The following is a 19,507-nucleotide window of genomic DNA, read 5'->3' on the forward strand; positions in this document are numbered from 1 at the left end:
TAAGGCGTTTTTTCTATTTTCTGCGTATTGATAATATCGTTTTAGTGAAACTTTTGATTTGAATCCAGCTAGTTTTATAATTTCTGACTCCGGAGTTTCTTTTTTTATTAAGTTTAAAATATAGGTGTTACGAAAGTGTTGTCCTGAGATTCCTTTGCGTAAATTGGCCCTAGACACTTCAAGGCGAATCATTTTTTGGATAGCGATTTCTGTTAATCCCTTCGGTGCATCATTTTCGTATACCCATCTGTATGTTCCGCGATTAAAATCAAATGCGATAAATAATGGATCATGACTGTGGTATTTTGGACGAACGGGTTCAGGGATGCTTTTGTAATAAGTATATAGTTGTTTTTTGTCTTCGTTAGCTAATGTAATTGTTCTTTCAACCCCTGCGGTCGCTGGGATAGATAATGTGTTCGTTTCAAAGTGTACGTGATGCATAGTTAATGCTGTAAGTTCCTGTAAGGATAATCCATAGTCGATTAATAAGTTTAAAATAGCGACATTACGATCCATTAATAAAGGGCGCACAGGACGTTGTTTTTCTGAAAGTCCTTCTAATGAAGTGATTATATGTTTTAATCTTTTTTCTTCATCAGATGAAATGAAATCTTCATTACGAAGTGTGCGGTCTGGTTGAATAGAGATTTCCATGTTCTTTAATGGGTTAGGGATATTTAGAAAGTGATGCATTCTATTTAATACAATAAACACACGGTGCATCGTTTTCTCTGAGTAATGTCGATTCTTTTTTAAGTCGGAAAAGTAATCTTCATAGTCTTTTGTACAAAGTGTAGCCCATATATTACTGGAAGGAAGCTTTTTGTTTTTTTCTAACCAATGTCCGAAATCTTCAATGTCATAAACATAACGTTTAATGGTTGAAGGTTTTCGGCCTTTATTCAATAAAAAAATAGAAAAGGCTTGTATTGTATCATGGAATTCCGTTGTCTCCATAGTCCCACCACCTTCATTATTTCTTATATTATAGCAAACTTTTCTGAAAATAGTCATTTGCAAGGGAGACAGGAATAATAATATTTGGTGAGTGGATAAAGTGAAACTTTAATCAGTGGGGTATTTGTTCATCCCCTTGATTATTAGTTGAACCAATCGGGCGTTTACGGGCAGTTATATCTCGTCTAACTTCCTCGCGTTTGCTGAATTTTGAGGTGGAGCCTTATTGCCCGTTCATGCAGGATAAAATGAGGTGATTGTATGGAACAATCGATGCGAAAGAAAAATAATAATCAAATTAACATTGTGTTAAATCATCGAAAGAAAATTTCTTTACCGGCCGCGGAAAATAAAACGGTAATTTCAAATGAAACCACTACGAAACATGAGATGCTGCAAAGAATTGAAGAAGAGATGGGAAAGCTTGTTGGGATGGATGATATAAAAAAGATAATAAAAGAAATATATGCTTGGATTTATGTAAATAAAAAAAGACAAGAAATAGGGTTGAAGTCTGAGAAGCAAGTACTCCATATGTTGTTTAAAGGGAATCCGGGTACAGGGAAGACAACTGTTGCTAGAATGATAGGGAAATTATTGTTTGAGATGAATATTCTATCAAAAGGGCACTTAGTTGAAGCTGAACGTGCGGATCTTGTAGGAGAATACATCGGTCATACAGCTCAAAAAACAAGAGATTTAATAAAAAAAGCAATGGGAGGTATTTTGTTTATTGATGAGGCGTATTCATTAGCACGAGGGGGAGAGAAAGATTTTGGGAAAGAAGCAATCGATACGCTCGTAAAACATATGGAAGATAAACAACACGGTTTTGTATTAATTTTAGCTGGATATTCAAGAGAGATGAATCATTTTCTTTCATTAAATCCAGGTCTGCAATCCCGTTTTCCGTTTATAATTGAATTTGCGGATTACTCGGTAAATCAGCTGTTAGAAATAGGGAAGAGGATGTATGAAGAACGTGAATACCAGTTATCGAAAGAGGCTGAGTGGAAATTTAGAGATCATTTACATGCTGTAAAGTACTCATCGCAAATTACATCGTTTAGTAATGGAAGATATGTACGGAATATTGTTGAAAAGTCGATTCGTACACAGGCTATGCGCTTGTTGCAAGAAGATACGTATGATAAATATGATTTAATTGGGATATCAAGTAGTGATTTGATGCTTGAAGAGGAGACGCACAGTACGTAAACTGTGCGTCTGTTTTTTCTTTATAAGTGCTTTTACTATTTTTTTGCTTGTTCTTGATAAGATTTATGGAAGTGCTCCATTTTAGCGCTTTTTTCGTGTGCAGAATTAGGATCATGTCCAATTTGACCTACTGAGCTTTTTTGAGCACCTTTATTAACATGGTTTGTCATTTGTATTCACCTCGCTTTGAGGATTAGTATAAACATTATGTAAAGAAAAACTCGTTAGAAAAGAAAAACCTCTTTACGATCTGTAAAGAGGTTGGATTGCTATTTATGCACTGAACGTTCGTTTGTGTCGATACGTCTATGCGGTAAATGCCATTTGTAATGAATAGAAACCATGCGGAAGCAAACAATTAAAATGAATAAGGTGTATAAAGCCCAATCGCTAACAATAATTTGAGCGCCGATTAAGAAACCTGCTAGAATCGTCCAAAAAGCATATACTTCAGCTCGAAGGACGAGAGGTTTTCTGCGGGCTAAAAGATCGCGGATAATACCGCCACCAATGCCAGTTAAAACAGCTGCTACGATTGTAGCGCTAATTGGTAAATTTAATTTCTGAGCATATAATGCTCCTTGTACGGCAAATGCTGATAAACCGATAGCATCAGTGATATTTTCCCACTTTTTCCAGTGTCTAATTAATTTATTTGGAAAAAGAAAAATAATTGTCATTGATAAAAGTGCGATTTGGAATAACATGTCTTGTTGCCAAAACGCGACAATCGGATAACCGATTAATAAATTACGAAGGGCACCTCCCCCAAATGCGGTCGCCATTCCTAAAATATACACCCCGAAAATATCATAATCCTCTTCCATTGCAACAATGGCCCCGCTTAGTGCGAAAGCGATTGTGCCTATGATGCTAAAAATCTCCCATGCCATGAATTTTCTCCCCCGCTAACTAGATGAAATGTGCTTCCTCTGCTATTATATTAGAAGGTTTAAATTTCGAAAAGGATGAGTGAACATATTTGATGGAAGAAAAAGAAAAAGTCATATTAGTGGGCTGTCAATTGCCGCAAGAAGATGATGAAAAGTTTATGCATTCCATGAAAGAGCTTGCATCACTAGCGAAGACTGCGCGAGCAGAATTGTTAGTTACTACAACGCAAAAACGACCGAAGTTTCATCCGGCGACGTATATAGGTAAAGGTAAATTAGAAGAGCTTACAATGTTAACTGAAGAATTAGAACCGGATGTTATCGTATTTAATAACGAATTAACTCCGAGTCAAATTCGGAATTTATCCTCAGTATTAGATGCGAGGGTAATTGATCGAACGCAACTCATATTAGATATTTTTGCGCAACGTGCGAAGTCGAGGGAAGGTAAGCTTCAAGTAGAATTAGCTCAGTTGCAATATACAATGCCGCGTCTTATGGGGCAAGGATTGTCTTTATCACGTCTTGGTGGTGGTATTGGGACAAGGGGGCCCGGTGAGACGAAACTGGAGACGGATCGTCGTCATATTCGATCACGCATTGATGAAATAAAGAAGCAACTTGCAGTTGTAGTGGAACATCGAAAAAGATATCGTGAGAGAAGAAAAGATAATAAAGTATTTCAAGTTTCGTTAATAGGATATACGAATGCGGGGAAGTCTACGCTGTTTAATAGATTAACGGAAGCTGATACATTTGAAGAAAACTTGTTGTTTGCAACGCTAGACCCGACGACAAGGAAGATGCCATTACCTTCTGGTTATACAGTATTACTAACTGATACGGTTGGTTTTATACAGGATTTACCGACGTCATTAATTGCAGCTTTTCGTTCGACATTAGAAGAAGCTGGTGAAGCAGATGTTATTTTACATGTAGTTGATTCTGCAGATCCTAATTACGTAGGGCATGAGAAAACAGTAAAACAATTATTGTCAGAACTTGAAATTAATCATATTCCTATTATTACGTTATATAATAAAAAAGATGAATTACATCAAAACTTTATTCCGTTTCCGAAAAGTGATTTCTTAATGACTAGTGCTTTTGAAGAAAATGATTTATTACATATAAAAGAAGCGATAGAAACGAAAATGAAGGAAGAAATGAATGGTTATCAAGTGGAAATTCCTCCGAGTGAAGGTAAGTTGTTAACGTTGTTAAAGACGGAAACACTTTTAACAAAGATGGAGTTTTTGGAAGATAAATTTGTATATGATTGCGTAGGGTATATTTTTGCTCATTCATCGCTTAATGTGCAATTAAAGAGATTTTTAGTGGAAGAAGGAGAAAATAAAAATGTTTGATCGTTTAAAAAATGGAGAAAAAATTGCTCCAATCGTAAAAGAAGTAGAGAGCCAGATTACAGAATTACATAAACGAGCGGAGGAAGTAATTGAAAGTAATCAGTTTCGTGTATTAGAAAGTTTTCGTAAACATAAAATTAGCGATTCGCATTTTATTCCGACGACAGGTTACGGTTATGATGATATTGGCCGTGATACGTTAGAAAAAGTGTATGCGGATGTATTTGGGGCAGAAGCTGGTCTTGTTCGCCCGCAAATTATTTCAGGTACTCACGCTATTTCTACAGCGTTATTCGGTATTTTACGTCCAGGAGATGAGTTATTGTACATCACTGGCAAGCCGTATGATACGTTAGAAGAAATCGTTGGTGTACGCGGAAAAGGTGTAGGTTCATTTAAAGAATATAATATTGGTTATAATGCAGTTCCGCTTACTGAAGAGGGGCTTGTTGATTTTGGGGCTGTTGCGGCTGCAATTCATAGTAGTACGAAGATGATTGGTATTCAGCGCTCAAAAGGCTACGCTACTCGTCCGTCATTTACTATTTCTCAAATTAAAGAGATGATAGCGTTTGTTAAAGAAATTAAACCTGATGTTATTGTATTTGTAGATAATTGTTATGGCGAGTTTATCGAAGAGCAAGAGCCATGTCATGTTGGTGCAGATTTAATGGCAGGTTCGCTTATTAAAAACCCTGGTGGTGGGATTGTTAAAACTGGTGGTTACATTGTTGGTAAAGAGAAGTATGTTGAAGCGTGTGCATATCGTTTAACATCTCCGGGAATCGGTGCGGAAGCAGGGGCATCTTTATACAGTCTACAAGAAATGTATCAAGGTTTCTTCTTAGCGCCGCATGTAGCGGGACAAGCGCTAAAAGGTGCGATTTTTACAGCTGCATTTTTAGAGAAGTTAGGAATGAATACATCACCAGCATGGAACGCACCAAGAACAGATTTAATTCAGTCTGTTCAATTTGATGATAAAGATCGTATGATTGCATTCTGCCAAGCAATTCAATATGCATCTCCGATTAATTCTCACTTCACTCCATATGCCAACTATATGCCGGGATATGAAGATGATGTAATTATGGCTGCGGGAACGTTTATTCAAGGTGCAAGTATTGAATTGTCAGCTGATGGCCCAATTCGTCCGCCTTATGTTGCTTACGTGCAAGGTGGGTTAACTTATTCACATGTGAAGATTGCGATTTGTTCTGCAATTGATGCATTAATTGAAAAAGAATTATTAACAATTTCTTAAGGGGAAGCTGTCGATTTCGACAGCTTTTTTCTTGTGAAAGTAATGATTTATTTCATTAGAAAAAAGAATGAAAAAATTTATAAAAAAATCATGTAAGAAAAGCTAACATCTATTGACACTAAACATAACATGGTATAAAATGAGAAGCAGTTAAGGCGAAGGAGGAACTGAAACAATGAAAGAAGATAGACGTTCTGCCCCGCTGTTTCCTATTGGTATTGTTATGGATTTAACACAATTATCTGCACGTCAAATTCGCTACTATGAAGAGCATAATCTTGTTTCTCCAACCCGTACAAAGGGGAATCGTAGGTTATTTTCATTTAACGATGTAGATAAGTTGTTAGAGATTAAAGATTTATTAGATCAAGGCTTGAATATGGCTGGTATTAAACAAGTGTTATTAATGAAAGAAAATCAAACAGAAACAGTGAAAGTAAAAGAAGAAACGAAAGAAATTTCAAAAACTGAGCTTCGCAAAATACTTCGAGACGAACTACAACATACAGGTAGATTTAATCGGACTTCATTGCGACAAGGTGACATTTCAAGGTTTTTTCACTAAGGATAACTGATTCTGAAGGTGTTTAGAGGGACTAAGGAGGAATTTATAATGGCTAGGTACACAAAAGAAGATATTTTCCGTTTGGCGGAAGAAGAGAATGTAAAGTATATCCGTTTACAATTTACAGACCTTTTAGGAGTAATTAAAAACGTAGAGATTCCAGTGAGACAATTAACGAAAGCTCTTGATAACAAAATGATGTTTGATGGATCTTCGATTGAAGGTTTCGTACGTATTGAAGAATCTGATATGTATTTATATCCTGACTTAGATACTTGGGTAATTTTCCCATGGACTGCTGAAAAAGGTAAAGTTGCTCGTCTAATTTGTGACATTTACAATGCAGATGGCACTCCATTTGATGGAGACCCACGTAACAACTTAAAACGTGTGTTAAAAGAAATGGAAGCTTTAGGATTCTCAGATTTCAATCTTGGACCAGAGCCAGAATTCTTCCTATTTAAAGTAGATGAAAAAGGAAATCCAACATTAGAATTAAACGATAACGGTGGATACTTCGACCTTGCGCCGATGGATCTAGGGGAAAACTGTCGTCGTGATATCGTTCTTGAACTTGAAGAGATGGGCTTTGAAATTGAAGCGTCTCACCATGAGGTTGCTCCAGGGCAACACGAAATCGACTTTAAATATGCAAGTGCAATTCGCTCATGTGACGATATTCAAACATTCAAACTTGTTGTAAAAACAATTGCTCGTAAACATGGTTTACACGCAACATTTATGCCAAAACCATTATACGGTGTGAACGGTTCAGGTATGCACTGTAACTTATCACTATTCAAAAATGGTGAGAACGTATTCTTCGATCAAAACGGTGACTTACAATTAAGTGATGATGCTCGTCATTTCATCGCAGGTATTTTAAAACATGCACCAGCATTTACAGCGGTAGCAAATCCAACTGTAAACTCTTACAAGCGTTTAGTACCTGGATACGAAGCTCCTTGTTACGTAGCGTGGTCTGCACAAAATCGTAGCCCATTAGTACGTATCCCTGCATCTCGTGGTATTAGTACACGCGTAGAAGTACGTAGTGTTGACCCAGCTGCAAACCCATATTTAGTAATGGCTACATTACTAGCAGCAGGTCTTGACGGAATTAAAAACAAATTAACTCCACCAGCTGCAGTAGACCGTAACATCTATGTAATGACAAAAGAAGAGCGCGAAGAAGCAGGTATCGTTGACTTACCAGCAACATTAGCGCAAGCATTAGTTACATTACAATCTAATGAAGTAGTATGTGGTGCACTAGGCGAGCATTTACTTGAGCACTTCATCGAAGCGAAAGAGATTGAGTGGGATATATTCCGCACGCAAGTTCACCAATGGGAACGCGATCAATATATGTCTCTATACTAAGAGGCTTAAACCCTTGACACATAACGTGTTGAGGGTTTTTTATTTATCGGGCAGGGGGATGAAGAAAACCCCCACTGATTAAAGTTTCACTTTATATGAGAAATAGAAAGGGGCAAACAAATTCCAAAATGTACTTGCTAATAACTATGCAAAATGAATATCATTTGAAAAAGTGAATTGTTTAATATATATGACCTATTTTAATGGGGTGAAAAGTCTTGTTGAAATAAGTTTCAATACAAAGAAAAACCCCCTGATACCGCAGTAATAGGGGATTTTCGTCATTTATCTACAGTGAATTATGAAGAATATTGTCGTAATTTTTGAACTGAAATTAAGAAGTGTTTAAACAAAAATAAATTATATTGACTCGTTCTATATAAAGAACTAAAATGACAGTAATTAGGGAGTTTTGTATATTCGAAAAATAAAAATAATAATTTTATTTTTATTTTTTTATGGAATGTTCAACTGAAATCTCATTGGTATTAAATGAGGGGGAGAAGTAATGAATAAGGAAATAAATTTGAAAAATCTATTCACTGTAATATGGAAAAGGATGTGGATACTGCTATTGTTTACGACTCTTACAACGGTAGGAGGAGCTTTGTATAGTGTGTATATGAAAACGCCTCTGTATGCTTCCTCAGCAAGGATAATTGTTCAAGCTAACGCTGAAACGATGAATACATTGAAAGCGATGGTGAATGAGCCTGTAATATTAGAAAAAGTAGCTGCTGAATTGAATATAAACAGATCAGCAGGTGCATTAAGTGGACAAATAAGTACGGAAAGTGTACAAGGCTCTCAAATTATGAGGATAAATGTAGTGGATATGGATCCTGTGCTTGCACATAAAATTGCAAATACTACAGCTGCTGTTTATAAACAAGAAGTAGCTAATATACTGAATTTTAATAATGTGAGCATATTACCAGAAGATCCAGTTCAAAAATATTCTATGCCTATAAATATAAATCACTTTAAGACGATACTAATCGCATTCACGTTAGGTATGGTGCTCAGTATCGGTTTTATTTTTTTATTGGATTCATTGGATGAGAGAATCAAATCAGAACGACGAATTGAACAATTGTTAGATATCCCTGTTTTAGGTGGAATTTCTAAAATGAATAAGAAGAATATGAAAGATAAATTTAGTGAGAAAAATACAGTGTTATTGGGGGAGGGAACAGAGTGGCATACAAAAATAGACGGAAAACAAATAAAGTTAAAGGAGAAAGTATGATTGCGTATACCGCCCCAAGATCGAAAATTTCGGAGCAGTATCGTTCGCTACGAACTAACATTCAATTATCTTCGTCGATTCATAAAAGTAGAACGATAGTGATTACTTCTCCGAGGTACGGTGAAGGAAAATCAACAATTACAGTTAATTTAGCGGTTTCAATAGCGCAAAAAGGCGAAAAAGTATTGGTAATAGATGCGAATTTACGAACACCAACGATTCATGAAATGTTTGGAGTGGAAAATACAATTGGATTAACTGACATATTGAACGGAAAAACAAATTTGGTGGGTGCTGTAAAAAAAACAAAGATGGAAAGTTTAGATGTATTAACTAGCGGTCCAGTGCCATTCAATCCGTCAGAAGTACTTAGCTCAGAGGCAATGGATATGTTGATTCAAAAGGCGATGGAACGGTATGACATCATATTATTTGACTCTTCCCCTGTATTAGAAGTAACAGATACGAGTGTATTAGCTGATAAGTGTGAAGGAGTACTTTTGGTGATCCGGTATGATCGCACTGTGAACGAAGATGCGCTTGAAACGAAAAGAGCACTAAGCTTTACGAAGAGTAGAATATTGGGTGCGATTTTGAATGGGAAAGTCTAGAAGATATTATTAAATTAAACATTCGTACGTCAAATTGTTCGTTATAAAGAAAAAATAATAGAATTGTGATGTGGTGATGTCTCCTAACCGCTATCAATGGAGGCACTCGATTATGCTGTGGGTTGTGAAAATAACCTTAGATGCCAGTCGTCAAAAGTGTAATGTGAGGAAGGGTTAGATGCCCATGTTTTATTAAAGTTTCTAACTATGTGTTTTTAATAAAGAGAATATAGCTAGAAACTTTAAGTTTGAAAGAGTTAAGTAAGGAATTGATTAAAGGAGGAAGTTATATGACGTATCGCCGGAGGATATCGTTATTGCTTTTAATGGATTCACTGATAGTATTAACTGCTATTTTTTTTAGTTATTTTTTTGTAAATGCTAGCTTCAGTGTTATCACTTTATCATCAGTTATTAGCTCTATCACTTTATTAGTTAGTCATCATTTGTTTGCTTTTATTTATAAGTTATATAAAAAGGCTTTGGAATATGCAAGTATAGGAGAATTGCTAATTATATGCAAGGTTGTTACATTTTCTATACTTACTACAGCGGCTGTGCAGCAACTAATCATGGGGAAAATGTATTTTCGATTGTTAGTTGTTACTTGGATGATTCATATTTTATTAATAGGTGGTTCTCGCTTTATTTGGAGAATGTACAGAGATATTTATTATGTAAAAAAAGGCGATAAGAAAAGAACGTTAATTGTTGGTGCTGGATCTGCTGGAACAATGGTTGCTAGACAGTTGTTGAAGAACAGTGCTACGGAATTAATGCCAGTCGCATTTATTGATGATAATATCAAAAAACATAATCTAGATATTTGGGGGATTCCCGTAATTGGTGGTATGAACCAAATTGATTACGTTATCAAAAAACTGAATATTGAAATGATAATTTTAGCAATTCCTTCGTTAAATAAAAAAGAAAGAAATATTATTTTAAAAGATTGTTTAAAAACAAATGTAAAAACACAAATCCTTCCAATGTTAGAAGACTTAGTAACAGGTAAAGTTTCAGTGAATGAATTCAGAGATGTTCAAGTAGAAGATTTATTAGGACGAGATCCTGTAGAGTTAGACGTGGATATCATTTCAGATTATATAACGGATAAAGTCATTTTAGTTACTGGTGCAGGTGGATCAATAGGCTCAGAAATTTGTAGACAAGTTGCGAAATTTGAGCCGAAAAAATTGATTTTATTAGGTCACGGAGAAAACAGTATATATTCAATAGAAATGGAATTAAATGAAAAACATAATGATAAAAAAGGCGTGTTTATTCCAGAAATCGCAGATATTCAAGATGAAAAGAAGATGCATGTAATAATGAAAAAACATCTTCCTCATGTTGTATATCATGCTGCTGCACATAAACATGTACCATTAATGGAAAACAATCCTGAAGAGGCAGTTAAAAATAATTTGATTGGGACTATGAATATAGCAGAGGCGGCAAGAACACATGGAGTAGGAACGTTTGTTATGATTTCGTCGGATAAAGCAGTGAACCCAACGAGTGTTATGGGGGCAACAAAGAAATTAGCTGAGATGGTAATACAACATAAAGATAAAATAAGTCATACAAAGTTTGTTACTGTACGATTTGGAAATGTCTTAGGGAGTAGAGGGAGTGTTATCCCTTTATTTAAGAAGCAGATTCAAAAAGGTGGACCAGTTACTGTTACTCATCCAGATATGGTTCGGTATTTTATGACAATTCCGGAGGCGTCTAGACTTGTAGTACAAGCTGGTGCGTTAGCTAAAGGTGGAGAAATTTTTGTACTCGATATGGGAGAACCAGTAAAAATAGTGGATCTTGCTAAAAACCTCATTCGATTGTCAGGAAACTCCGTGGATGAAATAGGAATAGAATTTACGGGTATACGCCCAGGAGAGAAACTTTTTGAAGAATTACTAAAAGAAGATGAAATGAATGAGCAGCAAGTCCACCCAAGAATTTATGTAGGGCAAGAAATGAATGTTCGTATAGAAGAAATAGAAAAAATAATTTCTGAATATACAGAATTAGATGGATTTGAACTAAGAAAGCGATTGTTAAATTTAGTGAATCAGCGTAAAACTTTAAAACTATTAATACCAGTATCAGGTTAACGACAAAAATTTATAATAAGACGGGTGCGTGGGATGGTGTCTAAAAAAGTTCTATTTTGTGCAACTGTGGATTATCATTTTAAAGCTTTTCACTTACCGTATTTGAAATGGTTTGCAGACCAAGGTTGGGAAGTACACGTTGCAGCAAATGGGAATATACACCTTCCGTATGTAACTGAAAAATATAATATTCCTATTCAAAGATCACCTCTTAGCATACAAAACCTTCATGCATATAACAAACTCAAATCAATTATTCATCAAAATAAATATAATATCATTCATTGTCATACGCCTATGGGAGGAGTAATTGCTCGTTTGGCTACTCGAAAAGCACGGAGGGAAGGGACAAAGGTCATATATACGGCGCATGGATTTCACTTTTGTAAAGGATCGCCGTTTATAAATTGGCTTTTATACTATCCAATCGAAAGAAGTTTAGCTACTACTACAGATTGTCTCATAACAATTAATCAGGAAGATTACAATTTAGCGGTAAAACATCGATTTCAGGCGGGAAATATTAAACTCATTCATGGTGTAGGAGTGGATATAGAGCGGTATATTCCTGTTACTGAAAGTGAAAAGGAGAAACTAAGACATGAAAATGGTTATAAGTCTAAAGATTTTTTAATGTTTTATGCTGCTGAATTTAATAAGAATAAAAATCAAAGCTTTTTAATCCGTGTATTAGCACAATTGAAAAATGAAATGCCGCATGTAAAGCTTTTGCTTGCTGGAGAAGGTCCGTTAATGGAAGAGTGCAAAAAAATAGCAACGCAATTAGGTGTGAGTAGTATGGTGCACTTTCTTGGTTATAGAAATGATATAGCCTCTTTGCTACAGATGTGTGACCTAGCCGTGGCATCCAGTTACAGGGAGGGTTTGCCAGTTAATATTATGGAAGCCATGGCTTGTGGACTTCCAGTTATTGCTACAAGGAACCGAGGGCACAGGGAGTTAATTATTAATAATAAAAATGGTTGGACTATAGAACGCGATGACATACAGACGATGGCTGAAAGAATCAATTCTATTTCTAAAAATACTAAATTACAAGCGCAGTTTGGACAGTATGGACGTACTATTATTACGAATGAATATTCAGTTAATGAAGTATTGAAAGAGAAAAAAGAAATCTATACAAGTTATATGGATGAAATGGAGGATTTAAATTGGGCACTCCATTAAGAGTATTACATGTAGTCGTAAATATGAATAGAGGCGGAGCCGAAACTTTAATTATGAATTTGTATCGTAATATAGATCGCTCAAAAGTACAATTTGATTTTTTAACTTGTAAAGAGGGGGTATTTGATGAAGAGATAGTAAAATTAGGCGGGAAAGTTCATAGAATTCCATACGTTACAGATGTTGGTCATAGAGGTTATATAAAGGCACTAGATATCTTTTTTAACTCTCATCCACAATATAAAATCATTCATTCACATATGGATAAAATGAGCGGTTTTGTACTTCGTTCAGCTAAAAGAGCAAGAGTGCCAGTTAGGATTGCGCATAGTCATAATACTAGTAGTGAAGGTGGTACTGCTGCAAAAATTTATAAATGGTATGCAGGGAAATCTATAGATACATGTGCAACACACTTGCTAGCATGTTCAAACGCTGCTGCCAGGTGGTTATTTTCAGATAAAGCTGATGTAGCTAAAATCTTAAAAAATGGAATTGATTGTGATAGGTTTTTGTTCTGTCCAGAAATGAGAAAACAAGTAAGAGAAGAATTACAACTTGAACAAGACGCTCTTGTTATTGGCCATGTTGGAAGATTTGCTCATCAAAAAAATCATACTTACCTTATAGAATTATTCGCTCAGTTAACTCGATTTAGGCCAAATTCAATGCTTTTACTAGCTGGCGAAGGGCCACTTCGTGTGGGAATTGAAAATCAAGTAAGGGAATTGAATTTGGAGAAACATATAAGATTTCTTGGGATACGAGCCGATATAGAAAGGATACTTCAAGCATTTGATGCATTTGTTTTTCCATCCATACATGAGGGATTACCACTTACTCTCATAGAGGCGCAAGGAGTTGGTTTACCTTGCATTATATCAGATGCTATTACGAAAGAAGTGGACTTGGGAATGAACCTAGTTGAACATATTCCTCTAACAGATAAAAAGGCTTGGATAGAAAAAATGAAAAACATAGAAATTAGTAATTTGTCGAGAAAAATACCAGCTCAAGTATTTTTAGACAAAGGCTACGATATAAAACATACGGCAGAATTAACTCAGGACTATTATTCAGTACTTTCGAGGTGAGGAATATGGAGAATTTAACGATTTTCACCCCTACTTATAATAGAGCGTATTGTCTTACAAATTGTTATGAGAGTTTAAAACGTCAAACATGTAAGAGTTTTATATGGTTAATAATAGATGACGGATCTAATGATAACACAAAAGAATTGGTCGATAGCTGGATAGCTGAAAAACAAATCAAAATTCTGTATCATTGGCAACAAAATCAAGGGATGCATGGTGCACATAATACAGCCTATGAAATGATTGATACGGAGTTAAATGTTTGTATTGATTCAGATGATTATATGCCAGATGATGCTGTAGAAAAAATCCTTTCCTTTTGGAGTAGCTATGGGAATGATCAAGTTAGTGGAATAATTGGACTGGACTTGTATACAAATGGGAAAATAATTGGCTCAAAGTTACCAGAGAACCTTAAATATTCCACGCTTTTTGATCTTTACAACACACATGGTGTCACAGGTGATAAAAAACTGGTCTATCGCACACAATTGACTAAGAAATATCCATATCCCATTTTTAAAAATGAAAAATATGTAGGGTTAGCATATAAATACTATATGTTAGATCAACAATATGAAATGTTATTAATGAACGAAGCACTTTGTTATGTGGAATACATGGCTGATGGATCATCAATGAATATGCTAAATCAATATCGGAAAAATCCGAAAGGGTTTGCATTTTATCGCAAGGAACTTATGAAATTGCCATTTACTAATCGATTATTTAAGTATAGGCAAGCTATACATTATGTATCTAGTAGTATCATAGCGAAAAATAAAAGATTTATACAAGAATCGCCATGTAAAGGGTTAACACTGTGTGCACTACCATTTGGGGCTATCCTTTATAGTTACATTGCAATGAAAACAAAAATGAAAGTAAACATATAGAGATTTATTTAGTAATTAAATGAGAGGAAATAATAATGACTATACTTTGGATGAATCTTGCTATAGTATTCATACTCGCATTTTTTGCAAGGTATTTTGCTATACCGGTGACTAATAGTCTTACATCGATAAAGCCAAATCAATTTTTAATTTTGATGGCGGCGCTATCTCTTATATTAGTGTCGGGACTTAGAACTAATATTGGGGATACTTATTTTTATATGCATGCATACACAGCTACGGAGTTTAATTGGGAATACATCCAAAATAATAAAGATATGGGATTTAATATTTTGCAAATGATTTTACAAAAGTATACCGAGGACCCTCAGGTCATGGTTTTTGTTACGGCATTGATAACAAATGTACTAATCGTATTCGTTCTATATAAATATTCAAGGTTAATTGACTTAAGTTTATATGTCTATATCACGTCTGGGATGTACTTAACCTCAATGAATGGGATTAGGCAATATTTAGCTGCTGCTATTGTTTTTGCTGCGACCAAATATATTCTTGATGGTAACTGGAAAAAATATATTTTTATTGTTCTGCTTGCATCAACATTTCATCAGAGTGCGCTTGTTCTCATACCAATATATTTTCTAATTCGCAGAAAAGCTTGGTCAACAACAACGTTTATCCTTCTATTTTTAGCGGTGCTTATCGTTATAGGGTTTAATCAATTTTCTGAGATTTTCTTTGCAGCGATAGGGGATACTCAATATGGTCATTACAAAGATTTTCATGAAGGTGGTGCTAATATACTTAGAGTTGTTGTTGAGGCTGCACCACTCATACTTGCGTTCTTTGGTAGGGAAAGACTGAAAGAATTATTTCCAAAGAGTGATTATATTGTAAATATGGCATTACTGGGTGCAGTTTTTATGCTTATTTCAACACAAAATTGGATTTTTGCAAGGTTTGCTATTTATTTTGGATTATACCAGTTAATATTAATTTCTTGGGTTGTAAAGTTGTTCACTGAAAAAAATCAGAAGTTTGTCTATTATGCAATTTTAGTATGTTACTTTGTTTACTTTGTATATGAGCATGTCATTACTTTGCGGATTATTTATAAGAGTCACTTTTTGGGATAACAAAAGTTCAATGTATGGAATTGATTATAGGATTGGGGTAGGTTTCAATGGTTAAGGCTAAAAAGGCCACAAGAGTTTTGCACATTGTCAGTGCTATGAATCGAGGTGGTGCTGAAACGCTACTAATGAATGTATATAGAAATATAGACAAATCAAAAGTTCAATTTGATTTTGTTTCACACAGAACTGAAAAATGTGATTATGATGAAGAAATTGCAGTATTAGGTGGTAAAGTTTATAGAATTCCAAGTCTAGGTCAAGTAGGGCCTTTTGCATATATTAAAGAACTTACAAAGATAATGTCTGATAATCGATATGTAGCCGTACATGCACATACCGATTATCAAGGTGGCTTTGCTGCAGTGGCTGCGAAAATGGCAGGTATAAAAAAAAGGGTTTGTCATTCACATAGTAATAATTGGTCTCAAGGAGTTGGAATTAAAGCGCAAATTACTCTAAAAGTTTTGCAATCGATTATTAAATATGCTGGAACGGATTATTGTGCATGTAGTATTGAAGCTGCACGTTTTTTATTTGGTAAAAGAATAATTAATGATAATAGGATAGAATTAATCAAAAATGGAATAGATATTAACCAATTTACTGATGTGGACATGAGGGATGTTGCCAGTGTGAGAAAAGAGCTTAATATACCAGATGAGGCGAAAATAATAGGTCATATTGGTCGGTTTTCAGAATCAAAGAATCATATTTTTATCCTACAAGTTCTAAAAGAAATATTAAAGAGTGATGTAAATTTTATCGCTGTTTTAGTAGGTGATGGTCCGTTAAAAAGCTCTATTGAATTGAAGGCAAAAGAATTGGGGGTTAACAACAATATAAGATTTTTAGGCGTGAGGAAGGATATACCGAGACTGTTGAAAGTATTCGATGTTTTCTTATTTCCTTCTTTATTCGAGGGTTTCGGTATTGTAACGTTAGAAGCGCAATGTTCAGGTACACCTTGTATTGTTGCGGATACAATACCTAAAAATACTGATATGGGCTTAGGGATAATGTCATTTATTAGCTTAGATGAAAAGCTTCAAGTATGGTCTAGAGAAATTAATAAAGCTTTATTAAAAGAAAAACCTGAAAGATCAAAGATAATTAACAATATATCAAAATTAGGTTTTGATATTAAAAGTAATATTCCTGATTGGTTATCGTTATATGGAATAGAGTGAGAGGAATATATAAGATAATTGTGTTTCAACAACATGTTACATAAACCAATCCGGATTATATTTGTAAAGAAAAATAGGGGGCTATCATAAGAAATGATAGAAGTTGATAATTAATTTTGTGAGGTATTTGATGATGAAAAAGAAAAAAATATTAATCACTTCTTTTGACATGGCAATCGGTGGTGTAGAACGAAGTCTGATTGGACTACTAAATAAAATTGATTACAACAGATATGACGTAGATTTAATGTTATTTAAACATGAGGGGGAATTTTTCTCGTTATTACCAAAAGAACCAAATTTATTACCAGAAATATCTCAATACACTACATTTAGAAAATCTATTGGGCAAATACTGCAGGAGGGTAATACATCTATGGGGATCATCAGATTAATAGCCAGGGTGATGGGTACTTTACATGGTAAGTGTATAAAGAGTGAAGAACCTGGATACTTGGTTATTCAATACGGGTGGAAAATGTCCCTATCATATCTTCCGAGATTAGAGGAAGAATATGACGCTGCAATTAGTTTTTTATGGCCTCATTATTTCATAGGAAGTAAGGTTCGAGCGAAAAGGAAGATTGGTTGGGTTCATACAGACTACTTAAACATACCGCTGAATAAACGTATGGAGTATCAAATGTGGAGAGAAATGGATAATGTCGTAGCGGTTTCTGAAAGTTGTAGGGATTCATTTCTTAGTATCTTTCCTTATATGAATAAAAAAGTAGAGATTATCGAAAATATTATATCTCCTGAGTTTGTACGTGAACAATCGAATCAAGATGTTACGAATGTAATGCCATTAACTCCTAATCGGATAAAGCTTGTAACTGTAGGCAGGCTTTCACACGCTAAAGGGATTGATGATGCTATATATGCCTTTCGGAAATTATTAGATCAGGGATACGATGTTGAGTGGTATATTGTAGGATATGGACCTCAAGAGATTGAGCTTAAAATATTGATAAATAAACTGAAAATTCAGGATAGATTCTTTCTGCTGGGCAAAAAGATTAATCCTTATCCCTATATAAAAGCGTGTGATATATATGTACAACCATCTAGGTATGAAGGAAAGGCTGTGACAGTTCGGGAGGCACAGATTCTTGGGAAACCTGTACTTATAACTAATTTTCCAACTGCTAAAAGTCAGCTAGAGGATGGAGTAGATGGGTGTATTTGTCCAATGGGTATTGATGGGATTATCGAAGGGATAAAAAAACTGGTTGATGATGTCGATTTTAGAAATAAAATTGTAAATAATGCTAGTCAACGGAATTATGGTAATGAAGCAGAAGTAGAAAAGATATATAGGCTAATTGAGTGATAATAGTTTAAGTTATAAAGTTAAAAACCTTTTATTGGCTTTTAAAATATACTTGGAGGTATTATTTTCATGGATAATGTTTTAGTGTTAGATACGTCGGTCGGTTCTCTTAACAAGGGGGATGACATAATAATGAAGTGTGTAAGGTATCAGTTGTCTGATATAACTAAAAGTGCATATATTTTAACACTACCGACTCATGTTTCACCATTTCATTGGTATCAAGTAGCAAGAGGATCACATAGGGTAAAGCTTTATAGTAATGCTAAATATAAATTTGTAGGTGGTTCCAATTTACTTACAATGGACATGCTTACTCATTTCCCACAGTGGAATATTAATATGTTCAATTACGGTCCTTTGAAAGGTAGTATTCTAGTTGGTGTAGGTGCAGGGAAAGGTAATAAGATAAACGCATATACAAAAATGTTATATAAAAAAGTTTTATCACATGAATATATACATAGTGTTAGGGATGAAAGAACAAAAAAATTTTTAGAAGAAATGGGGTTAAAGGCTTTAAATACAGGTTGTGCAACAATGTGGTCTCTTACACCTGAGTTCTGTAAAGAGATTCCAACCGAAAAATCAGATTCAGTTATTTTTACACTCACTCATCATTTGAAAGACCTAGTAAAAGATCAATTATTAATAGATGTACTGAGAAGAAATTATAAAGATGTTTATTTTTGGATACAGGATGCGAGTGATTTTTTATATTTTGAAAGTTTAAGTAATACAGAAGATATAAAAGTTGTTCCACCTAATATAGAAGCTTATGAAAAAGTGCTCAATACAGATATTGATTATATTGGAACAAGATTACACGGTGGGATATTTGCAATGCGACATAAAAAGCGCACAATCATTATCTCTATAGACGAAAGAGCTAGAGGGATGAGTGAGACATATAATCTAAATTTAATCGAAAGAGCTGATTTTGATAATCTTGAAAAAATGATTAACTCAAAAATAATAACAGATGTTAAGGTGAATTTTGAAGTGGTAGATCAATGGTTAAAACAATTCTCAAATTAATAATACTCAAGAATTTGAAAGGTAACTTATTAGGAGGC

The 19,507-nt window shown here is 34.6% G+C and carries 18 protein-coding genes; 15 read left to right on the plus strand and 3 right to left on the minus strand.

Translation table 11 applies throughout. The features are described from left to right. A partial coding sequence (locus K5S59_RS01985) for a tyrosine-type recombinase/integrase (RefSeq protein WP_220784036.1) occupies positions 1–960 on the minus strand: 960 nt, incomplete at its 3' end. A 261-nt stretch (positions 961–1,221) separates the two neighbouring features. Here K5S59_RS01985 and spoVK point away from each other — a divergent pair. Then, positions 1,222–2,178 carry a stage V sporulation protein K gene (gene spoVK / locus K5S59_RS01990; RefSeq protein ID WP_048525539.1) on the plus strand — a complete coding sequence of 319 codons (957 nt, stop codon included), beginning with the start codon at positions 1,222–1,224 and terminating at the stop codon, positions 2,176–2,178. Positions 2,179–2,213: 35 nt separating this feature from the next. On the opposite strand, the gene K5S59_RS30080 is transcribed toward spoVK, so the two are convergent. Further along, a complete protein-coding gene (locus K5S59_RS30080; protein WP_255299418.1) occupies positions 2,214–2,348 on the minus strand; it encodes a hypothetical protein in 135 nt (44 codons plus the stop codon). Positions 2,349–2,447: 99 nt separating this feature from the next. Next, positions 2,448–3,071, minus strand: a complete 624-nt coding sequence (locus K5S59_RS01995; RefSeq protein ID WP_048544241.1) for a trimeric intracellular cation channel family protein — start codon at positions 3,069–3,071, stop codon at positions 2,448–2,450. Positions 3,072–3,163: 92 nt separating this feature from the next. Here K5S59_RS01995 and hflX point away from each other — a divergent pair, with 92 nt between their 5' ends. The 14 genes from hflX to K5S59_RS02065 all read left to right on the plus strand — a co-directional run bounded on the left by hflX (position 3,164) and on the right by K5S59_RS02065 (position 19,469). After that, positions 3,164–4,438 (plus strand): GTPase HflX, encoded by a 1,275-nt coding sequence (hflX, locus tag K5S59_RS02000; protein WP_120450795.1) that lies wholly within the window; start codon positions 3,164–3,166, stop codon positions 4,436–4,438. After that, positions 4,431–5,702 carry a methionine gamma-lyase family protein gene (locus K5S59_RS02005; RefSeq protein ID WP_098872194.1) on the plus strand — a complete coding sequence of 424 codons (1,272 nt, stop codon included), beginning with the start codon at positions 4,431–4,433 and terminating at the stop codon, positions 5,700–5,702. The genes hflX and K5S59_RS02005 overlap by 8 nt, the downstream gene beginning before the upstream one ends. A 175-nt stretch (positions 5,703–5,877) precedes the next feature. Then, positions 5,878–6,267 carry a transcriptional repressor GlnR gene (glnR, locus tag K5S59_RS02010; protein ID WP_000656784.1) on the plus strand — a complete coding sequence of 130 codons (390 nt, stop codon included), beginning with the start codon at positions 5,878–5,880 and terminating at the stop codon, positions 6,265–6,267. Positions 6,268–6,315: 48 nt separating this feature from the next. After that, complete coding sequence (gene glnA, locus K5S59_RS02015) at positions 6,316–7,650, plus strand: type I glutamate--ammonia ligase (RefSeq protein WP_000135323.1); 1,335 nt, start codon at positions 6,316–6,318, stop codon at positions 7,648–7,650. Between the two features lie 508 nt (positions 7,651–8,158). After that, positions 8,159–8,899, plus strand: coding sequence for a YveK family protein (locus K5S59_RS02020; protein WP_120450792.1), 741 nt, complete (start codon positions 8,159–8,161; stop codon positions 8,897–8,899). Further along, the gene (locus tag K5S59_RS02025) at positions 8,848–9,510 is read left to right on the plus strand and encodes a CpsD/CapB family tyrosine-protein kinase (RefSeq protein WP_000323608.1); all 663 of its coding nucleotides are present in this window, start codon (positions 8,848–8,850) and stop codon (positions 9,508–9,510) included. The genes K5S59_RS02020 and K5S59_RS02025 overlap by 52 nt, the downstream gene beginning before the upstream one ends. A gap of 290 nt (positions 9,511–9,800) precedes the next feature. Beyond that, the gene (locus tag K5S59_RS02030; protein ID WP_120450790.1) at positions 9,801–11,627 is read left to right on the plus strand and encodes a polysaccharide biosynthesis protein; all 1,827 of its coding nucleotides are present in this window, start codon (positions 9,801–9,803) and stop codon (positions 11,625–11,627) included. 33 nt (positions 11,628–11,660) lie between these two features. Beyond that, complete coding sequence (locus K5S59_RS02035; protein WP_048544229.1) at positions 11,661–12,818, plus strand: glycosyltransferase family 4 protein; 1,158 nt, start codon at positions 11,661–11,663, stop codon at positions 12,816–12,818. After that, positions 12,803–13,912 carry a glycosyltransferase family 1 protein gene (locus tag K5S59_RS02040; RefSeq protein ID WP_098873161.1) on the plus strand — a complete coding sequence of 370 codons (1,110 nt, stop codon included), beginning with the start codon at positions 12,803–12,805 and terminating at the stop codon, positions 13,910–13,912. Before K5S59_RS02035 ends, K5S59_RS02040 begins: the two co-directional genes overlap by 16 nt. Positions 13,913–13,917: 5 nt before the next feature. Next, positions 13,918–14,811 carry a glycosyltransferase family 2 protein gene (locus K5S59_RS02045; protein WP_098049403.1) on the plus strand — a complete coding sequence of 298 codons (894 nt, stop codon included), beginning with the start codon at positions 13,918–13,920 and terminating at the stop codon, positions 14,809–14,811. 35 nt (positions 14,812–14,846) lie between these two features. Further along, complete coding sequence (locus K5S59_RS02050) at positions 14,847–15,911, plus strand: EpsG family protein (RefSeq protein WP_120450788.1); 1,065 nt, start codon at positions 14,847–14,849, stop codon at positions 15,909–15,911. Positions 15,912–15,958: 47 nt separating this feature from the next. Next, entirely contained in the window at positions 15,959–17,098 is a 1,140-nt protein-coding gene (locus tag K5S59_RS02055) for a glycosyltransferase family 1 protein (RefSeq protein WP_120450786.1), read from the plus strand. 133 nt (positions 17,099–17,231) lie between these two features. After that, positions 17,232–18,431: a glycosyltransferase gene (locus tag K5S59_RS02060; RefSeq protein WP_098238122.1), complete on the plus strand. Its 1,200-nt coding sequence runs from the start codon at positions 17,232–17,234 to the stop codon at positions 18,429–18,431. A 69-nt stretch (positions 18,432–18,500) separates the two neighbouring features. Continuing rightward, positions 18,501–19,469 carry a polysaccharide pyruvyl transferase family protein gene (locus K5S59_RS02065; protein ID WP_088029249.1) on the plus strand — a complete coding sequence of 323 codons (969 nt, stop codon included), beginning with the start codon at positions 18,501–18,503 and terminating at the stop codon, positions 19,467–19,469. Positions 19,470–19,507: the final 38 nt, after the last annotated feature.

The sequence above is a fragment of the Bacillus sp. BML-BC051 genome (assembly GCF_019656175.1).
In the GTDB taxonomy this organism is placed as follows: Bacteria; Bacillota; Bacilli; order Bacillales; family Bacillaceae_G; genus Bacillus_A; species Bacillus_A mobilis.

What these genes read in the sequence shown, in the direction of transcription:
- K5S59_RS02065 (WP_088029249.1), top strand. Translation starts at nt 18,501, where the DNA reads ATGGATAATGTTTTAGTGTTAGATACGTCGGTCGGTTCTCTTAACAAG.
- K5S59_RS02045 (WP_098049403.1), top strand. Translation starts at nt 13,918, where the DNA reads ATGGAGAATTTAACGATTTTCACCCCTACTTATAATAGAGCGTATTGT.
- K5S59_RS02060 (WP_098238122.1), top strand. Translation starts at nt 17,232, where the DNA reads ATGAAAAAGAAAAAAATATTAATCACTTCTTTTGACATGGCAATCGGT.
- K5S59_RS02020 (WP_120450792.1), top strand. Translation starts at nt 8,159, where the DNA reads ATGAATAAGGAAATAAATTTGAAAAATCTATTCACTGTAATATGGAAA.
- K5S59_RS02030 (WP_120450790.1), top strand. Translation starts at nt 9,801, where the DNA reads ATGACGTATCGCCGGAGGATATCGTTATTGCTTTTAATGGATTCACTG.
- glnA (WP_000135323.1), top strand. Translation starts at nt 6,316, where the DNA reads ATGGCTAGGTACACAAAAGAAGATATTTTCCGTTTGGCGGAAGAAGAG.
- spoVK (WP_048525539.1), top strand. Translation starts at nt 1,222, where the DNA reads ATGGAACAATCGATGCGAAAGAAAAATAATAATCAAATTAACATTGTG.
- glnR (WP_000656784.1), top strand. Translation starts at nt 5,878, where the DNA reads ATGAAAGAAGATAGACGTTCTGCCCCGCTGTTTCCTATTGGTATTGTT.
- K5S59_RS02005 (WP_098872194.1), top strand. Translation starts at nt 4,431, where the DNA reads ATGTTTGATCGTTTAAAAAATGGAGAAAAAATTGCTCCAATCGTAAAA.
- K5S59_RS02055 (WP_120450786.1), top strand. Translation starts at nt 15,959, where the DNA reads ATGGTTAAGGCTAAAAAGGCCACAAGAGTTTTGCACATTGTCAGTGCT.
- K5S59_RS02050 (WP_120450788.1), top strand. Translation starts at nt 14,847, where the DNA reads ATGACTATACTTTGGATGAATCTTGCTATAGTATTCATACTCGCATTT.
- K5S59_RS01995 (WP_048544241.1), bottom strand. Translation starts at nt 3,071, where the DNA reads ATGGCATGGGAGATTTTTAGCATCATAGGCACAATCGCTTTCGCACTA.
- K5S59_RS30080 (WP_255299418.1), bottom strand. Translation starts at nt 2,348, where the DNA reads ATGACAAACCATGTTAATAAAGGTGCTCAAAAAAGCTCAGTAGGTCAA.
- hflX (WP_120450795.1), top strand. Translation starts at nt 3,164, where the DNA reads ATGGAAGAAAAAGAAAAAGTCATATTAGTGGGCTGTCAATTGCCGCAA.
- K5S59_RS02035 (WP_048544229.1), top strand. Translation starts at nt 11,661, where the DNA reads ATGGTGTCTAAAAAAGTTCTATTTTGTGCAACTGTGGATTATCATTTT.